The sequence below is a fragment of the Paenibacillus sp. J22R3 genome (assembly GCF_056269305.1).
The window spans coordinates 1,760,762-1,767,008 of the sequence record NZ_JBWDNS010000001.1 but is presented as its reverse complement, the minus strand read 5'-3'; the positions used below and the strand labels follow the sequence as shown (position 1 = coordinate 1,767,008).

The window sequence follows — 6,247 nt, the reverse complement described above, 5'->3', positions numbered from 1 at the left end:
GAGTTTGTCTCCGACAAACTCCCTATTAGCATTAGAGGTGAGAGTTTGTCTCCGACAAACTCCCTATTAGCATTAGAGGTGAGAGTTTGTCTCCGACAAACTCCCTATTAGCATTAGAGGTGAGAGTTTGTCTCCGACAAACTCCCTATTAGAGGAGGGACACGGTGTCACGCAGAAAATATGTCATGCTGCTGCTGAGCGTATTTACGATTTGCGCTGCGCTGCTTGTTCCCATGTTCGGCAAGCCGGGATCGCCGGTCACTCACTCCGATGACGGTCAATTATCGACCGACAAACCTCAGGTCGTTGACGGGGACGAGCAGGATCGAACGACACTTTCAATCGCAGTCTCGATGGACGAGACTGAATATCAATATTGGCAGGGTGAGAATGAGCGTTTTAAGCTCTCCCATCCTCGAATCAGTATTCAGATGACGAACATACATAACGAAGATGCTGATGAAGCAAGGAAGAAGGCATCGGAGAATGGCGAACCGTTCGATCTGATGCTGTTGGACAACGATCGCGTGCGGGAATTTGCCGTGCAAGGGTTTCTGCTCCCCGTTGATGACATTGTTTCGGGAGATACAGCTGCCGACCAAATGGAAGCGCTAACAAGTATTGTGAAATGGAATGGGTCGTTATGGGGAGTTCCGCTCGATTGCAATCCACTGCTTGTGGTTTGGCAGAAAAATGTACTCAAGGAAGCGGGTTTAAGTGCGCCGCCTAAGGATCTGGAAGCACTGAAGGCTGCCGTTGCGACAGTAGCGGCAACGAACCCTCAAATCAGTCCGTTTAATCTCAATACGGCTGATCCCAAGGAAATGGCGGCATGGATGGGCATGTTCAAGGAAAACAGCGAAGCGGCTGCTAATCTATCCCCGTTCACGATTACGCAGAAGGAACAGCTTTATTATGCCGCTGAATCTGCTGCCCAGATTTACAGGCTTGCGCCAGCTCAACAGAAGAATCAACTGCTAGGCGCATTTGGTGCCGGTACGCTCCTGTCCGCCATTATGCCGTGGACACTCTATAGATCCTTGACGAATGATGAGAGAGGACTGCTGACAATAGGTTCTACAGCCGGTCCTGTTGTTCGCGCCAATGGGAGAAGCTTCGTCATGCTGGCCGGGACGGAGAGACTGAGCGAAGCCAATGCGTACATTACAGAGATGACCTCTACAGAGGCGCAATTGGATCATTATCGGTCACTGGGGCGATTGCCTTCTCGAATATCGGCGATGACGAATGAATTCGAATATAACGATATCGAACAGCGACCACCGCATTTCCTTGTTGGCATGTTGAGCAGGGCTTCCGTAACGCCTGATCCTTCTTGGCGGGAAAGATGGGAACGCTGGTCGAAGCTGCTTGTTACGCTCGGAGGGAATCAGACTGCACTGGTGCCGGAGCTGGCGAGCACATTTATATCACAGTGGAATGGCGTGCCGGAACAACCAATAGGCGATGCCGAAGCACCGCCTGAGGAGCCGTTAAAGACTGATGCTAAGCTTAATCAATAGCTTGCCGTCTTCAACGGTGACCGATTTGGTTTTGAGGAAGGATACGATTTTGGAAGGATAGAAGCCGAGGTCGAATTCTTTCTCAAGTGCCGTTCTTGTCGTGTCCGGAAGCTCCAGGCCGTTAAAAATTAACGAATCGACATGAAACAAGATGGAGCCGTCCTTCTCTAGCGAATAATGCCCCGTTAATTGCACTTCCATGTTGTCGCGTTTGCCGGTTACGATGACTTCGCCTGGTTTGAAGACGAAGGAGAAATTGTTGAACAGCTCGTTCTGCTCTCGGAGGAATGCGTTAAGTTTATCATCCGGGATGGAGAGGGAATAATTGAAGCCGTCAATATCGAGCATGTCTTTATTGTTTTGCACCCAAGCCGGCATTTTCTTCATCGCTTTGGACAAGGCGCTGAAATATCGTTTTACCTCTAACAAACCGACATTTTGCCAGAAGTCCGTAAATTCGGTGATAAGCAGCTTGAGATTGTCAGCATCAGACCGCCCGCTTAGCGAGGAGTCGACATCCTGCTGAAGCGCAATAACGCGGTTTCGCTGCGTAGTAAGGCGTTCTTCGACTTCGGCAAGCTGTTCAGACTGCGTATCGAGCTTGCTGATGTTTTTCTTCAGCTCTCGATATTGCTTCATGTAGGTGTTCAGCGTAAGCTTGTCATTAGATAAGATAAGATCAAAAAAATCAAGCAGCTGCAGCAGCTCCGATAAATTGTCCGAGGACACAAGAGCCGTCAGAAAAATATCTCGTTCACCGGTGTAGTAGGCGCGAAGTACTTTCCCCGCCTCTGCACGCTTCTTCTCGATCGTTTGTTCTTGGCTTGCCAGCTTCACTTTGGAATCATCCAGCTGCGCAAGGATGGTCTGCTGCTGCTCTTTCACGCGTGCAATTTCTTTGTCAATTTCAACGACGGAGAGGCTTTTCTCCAGTATCGCTCGGACCTCTTCATCCTTAGGAGTTGCCGGGTCGGCGAATACGGGGTAAATGGTCAGCCAAACTGCGAGCGCGCAAACGGCGAACGCCGCAATCCGGCGGCGTATCGTTCCTTTCACGAAGGGCTCCCCTTTCTTCACACTTTGCATGCACTACTATATGCATGTACCAATTCTATTATATCTGCAGGCATTAATTTTGTCCTTGATTTGGAGGGATTGCATGAACAGAAAGAGCCGACGAATATCCTTAAATATTGAGGAACAAATTGCACAAAGTCAGATGAAGGGCAGGGCTTCCTTACACAACGGGGAGAATGTCGAAGTCAGCTGCATTTCGTTTCACGATTATATGGCCATTTGTTTATATGACGAGAAGGAAGGCTATTATCGTTCCGGAGAGATACGAGTCGGCAAGAAAGGCGATTTCTATACGAGCTCTGCGATCGGCTCCATTATGGGAGAGAAGCTGGCAAGCTGTGCAGCCGAATTGGTGAACAGCCGGAAGGATTCCCTGGTAATGATTGCGGAATGGGGAGCGGGTACGGGATTGCTCTCGCAGCAAATGATTGCGGCTTGGTCCGACGCTCGCCACTCGTGGTTGACACAAGCGCAGCATTACATCGTGGACAGCAACCCCGTGCATCTAGATGCGGCTCAGTCGAGGCTGGAGCTGGCGTTGGCTGATCTCGACAATGCAGCCGTACCGCGGCCTCAGCTGCAATTCTTGACGCCTGAAGAGGCGAAGAGCGTTATGAATGAGGCAAACCGCAGTAACGGAGCGACATCGGCGGCATGGCCGTATACAATCATTATTGCGAATGAGCTGCTGGATGCTTTTCCGGTGCATCGGGTCGTTATGAAAGAAGGTCAGCTGTGGGAGCTCGGCGTAGCAGGGAATGACGACGATGATGAAGAAGCTTTTCGCTACGTCTATACAGCCCTAACCGACGAACGGATTGCAAGGGTACTGAATCGGGATGGAATCGAGTTGCTGGAAGGGCAGATCACCGAGGTGAACCTTGCTGCCGAGCAGTGGATTACAGAGCTGGGACAGCTGATTGAACATGGAGCATTATTGCTTGTGGATTATGGTCACGAGGTGCCGGAAATTACGGCATCGCATCGTATGCAAGGGACACTGCTATGTTATAAGGAACATATGGCGCATGACCGTCCATTCAGCCTTCCGGGAGAGCAGGACATGACCTCGCATATCAACTACACGGCTTGCAGACATGCAGCCGAACAGGCGGGCTGGCATGTGCAGTATTATGACACGCAGAAGCAATTCCTTCTTGATCAAGGCTTGCTGCAGGACCTAGTTGCCCATGACGGGACTAATCCATTCAGCGAAGCGGCAAGACGCAATCGATCCATTCGTCAGCTTCTGCTGAGCGATAATATGAGCGAGTCGTTTAAAGTGATGGTACTGGTCAAAGGTGAATAAAGCAGGGAAACGAAAAAAGGCTGTTCCGGAGATGGTCGTCCATCTTCTCGGAGCAGCCTTTTGGCTATTTGTGAATGTCGGAAGGTCCGTTTAATTAGAATGGGTTACCCATTACAAATACGGTCCAATACGTGAAGCTGACGAACGAGATAAACATGTATCCCCAGAACATCAACATATAGGTTCTTTCGGAAAAGTTCAAATAGCCTAACAGGACAAACACGACGGTTTGAATAAAGAACAAGAGTGCCATCTCGGTCATATGCCCTGCAAACGCCATTAGCGCGATTACAAGCGTCCAGAAACCGAGCACTCGGAACATGCGTGCCATGATTTCATCCCCCTTCTCGTCAATCTCGACCCAATTACTATTGCCCATTATAACGTTTCAGGTAACATGTGTAAACTGTTTCAATCGTGACGAATTGGCAAACTTTTTGCCTTCTTTTCACGCTCTGATACAAGTTTGCTTCAAATTGCAATAAAACATGTATGAGCCGTCAAAAAAATGGATATACAAATTAGTATCCGATAGATTCTATGAACTCTACCAAGGGCATAGAGATAAAGTAAGCGCCTAATGTTAGGAGGTTTTGGTTGCATGACAGCAGTCAGACAAGATGCCTGGAGCCCGGATGACGATCTCATCCTAGCCGAAGTGACGCTGCGGCATATCCGCGAGGGAAGCACGCAGTTGGCCGCTTTTGAGGAAGTTGGAGAGCGGATCGGCCGGACTTCGGCCGCATGCGGATTCCGCTGGAACAGTTGTGTCCGCAAACGCTATGAAGATGCCATACAAATTGCGAAGCAGCAGCGCCAGAAGCGGAACTATATGAAAAAACAAACGTACGTTGCAACACCTCATGTATCCGCAATCAGCATGATCGACACAGAAGAGCGTACATTCAAGAATGATCCGTTGACGGAAGAATCGCTATCAATTGATACCGTTATCCGATTTCTGCGGCAATGGAAAGGTACTTATCAAGAGCTTAATCGCCAGATCAAGACGCTTGAACGCGATCTGCGCGAGAAGGATGAAGAATTATTCACCTTACGTGAGTTGAATGAAAGGTTGTCGCTTGAAGTCAACAATGCCCAAACGGATTATCGCGCGGTCAATGACGACTACAAGACACTCATTCAAATTATGGACCGTGCACGCCGCTTGACCGTGCTGACAGAAGAAGATGAGGCTAAACCTCGCTTCAAGATGGATGCAAACGGTAACTTGGAACGAATCGAATAGCCGGCTTGCTTCATTGAAAGGCGGCTCTCCAAAATCTCTCCGAACCTGCTATAGGTGCGGCGGGATTTTTTAGTTTGCTTCTGTTACGATAAGTTTAATCAGGCAGAGGCAGAAATGAGGCAAACCAGTGAAGATGATCATCGTAGGAGCGGGGGCGCTCGGACTTTTATATGGGGCAAGGCTGGCGGAAGCCGGAATGGAAGTTGTCTTATTGACACGATCGGAAGAGCAAGCGAAGCTGCTGCGCGAGGAAGGGATCCGGTTGACCAAACGGGATGGCGTGCATAGCCAAGTGCGTGTACAGGCTTCTACGATTGATAGCTATGTTCCGGATGTACTGCGACAAGAGGATTGGATATGGCTCACCGTTAAGCAAGTGCATCTGAGTGATCAACTGCTTCATCAGCTAGGATATATGACAGCTCGGGGCTGTTCCGTGCTTGCGCTTCAGAATGGGATTGGGCACCTGGATTTGCTCAGCAAGGTATGTCCTAAGGAGCAGCTTCACGCCGCCATAACAACAGAAGGTGCGATGCGAATCGACGATTATTCTGTTCACCATACAGGAAGCGGGACGATTACGTTCGGTAGTTGGCCGAAAAACGAAGAAAAAGCGAGCAAACCTCAAAAAATGTTGTTAAAAGCGCTCTTTGGTGCAGGAATTGAAGGCAAACTGTCGAATGAGATGGATAATGTTGTTTACAAGAAATTACTGATCAATGCTGTCATCAATCCGCTGACAGGCATATTCGCGGTGAAGAACGGAGAGCTCCCTTCTGATCCAAACCGGTTGCGCTGGATGAAGGCGCTGCATGAAGAGAGCGAACGTATTCTCATTCTTGCCGGGATGAAGAAGGACTCGGCCAGCTGGGATCAGCTGCTCCGGATTTGCGAAGCGACCGCGGGGAATCAGTCTTCCATGCTGCGAGATGTACAGGCAGGACGGATAACTGAGATCGATTGGATTAACGGCGGCATCGTGTCCTTGGCCGGGACAATGCAAGTATCTGCTCCGATGAATGAAGCGGTCCTGACACTAATTAAAACACTCCAGACGAACTAATAACCGTAGAGAGGGGCGAACCGAGG

The 6,247-nt window shown here is 49.5% G+C and carries 6 protein-coding genes; 4 read left to right on the top strand and 2 right to left on the bottom strand.

Annotated features, from left to right (window positions below; translation table 11 throughout):
• Positions 1-164 precede the first annotated feature (164 nt).
• The gene (locus AC0YN4_RS08320; protein WP_475835548.1) at positions 165-1,523 is read left to right on the top strand and encodes an ABC transporter substrate-binding protein; all 1,359 of its coding nucleotides are present in this window, start codon (positions 165-167) and stop codon (positions 1,521-1,523) included.
• On the opposite strand, the gene AC0YN4_RS08315 is transcribed toward AC0YN4_RS08320, so the two are convergent.
• Entirely contained in the window at positions 1,494-2,579 is a 1,086-nt protein-coding gene (locus AC0YN4_RS08315; protein ID WP_475779190.1) for a coiled-coil domain-containing protein, read from the bottom strand. The two genes, AC0YN4_RS08320 and AC0YN4_RS08315, sit on opposite strands and share 30 nt — an antisense overlap.
• Positions 2,580-2,682: 103 nt before the next feature.
• Between AC0YN4_RS08315 and AC0YN4_RS08310 the strand changes: the two genes are divergently transcribed.
• Complete coding sequence (locus tag AC0YN4_RS08310; RefSeq protein ID WP_475835547.1) at positions 2,683-3,909, top strand: class I SAM-dependent methyltransferase; 1,227 nt, start codon at positions 2,683-2,685, stop codon at positions 3,907-3,909.
• 94 nt (positions 3,910-4,003) lie between these two features.
• On the opposite strand, the gene AC0YN4_RS08305 is transcribed toward AC0YN4_RS08310, so the two are convergent.
• Positions 4,004-4,240 (bottom strand): DUF2626 domain-containing protein, encoded by a 237-nt coding sequence (locus AC0YN4_RS08305; protein ID WP_090979850.1) that lies wholly within the window; start codon positions 4,238-4,240, stop codon positions 4,004-4,006.
• Between the two features lie 270 nt (positions 4,241-4,510).
• On the opposite strand from AC0YN4_RS08305, the gene AC0YN4_RS08300 reads away from it, so the two are divergent.
• A complete protein-coding gene (locus AC0YN4_RS08300; RefSeq protein WP_475779192.1) occupies positions 4,511-5,158 on the top strand; it encodes an RsfA family transcriptional regulator in 648 nt (215 codons plus the stop codon).
• Between the two features lie 133 nt (positions 5,159-5,291).
• Positions 5,292-6,221, top strand: coding sequence for a ketopantoate reductase family protein (locus AC0YN4_RS08295; RefSeq protein WP_475780073.1), 930 nt, complete (start codon positions 5,292-5,294; stop codon positions 6,219-6,221).
• Positions 6,222-6,247: the final 26 nt, after the last annotated feature.

Coding starts and splice junctions, on each gene's coding strand:
- AC0YN4_RS08300 (WP_475779192.1), top strand. CDS start 4,511: ATGACAGCAGTCAGACAAGATGCCTGGAGCCCGGATGACGATCTCATC.
- AC0YN4_RS08310 (WP_475835547.1), top strand. CDS start 2,683: ATGAACAGAAAGAGCCGACGAATATCCTTAAATATTGAGGAACAAATT.
- AC0YN4_RS08295 (WP_475780073.1), top strand. CDS start 5,292: ATGATCATCGTAGGAGCGGGGGCGCTCGGACTTTTATATGGGGCAAGG.
- AC0YN4_RS08305 (WP_090979850.1), bottom strand. CDS start 4,240: ATGGCACGCATGTTCCGAGTGCTCGGTTTCTGGACGCTTGTAATCGCG.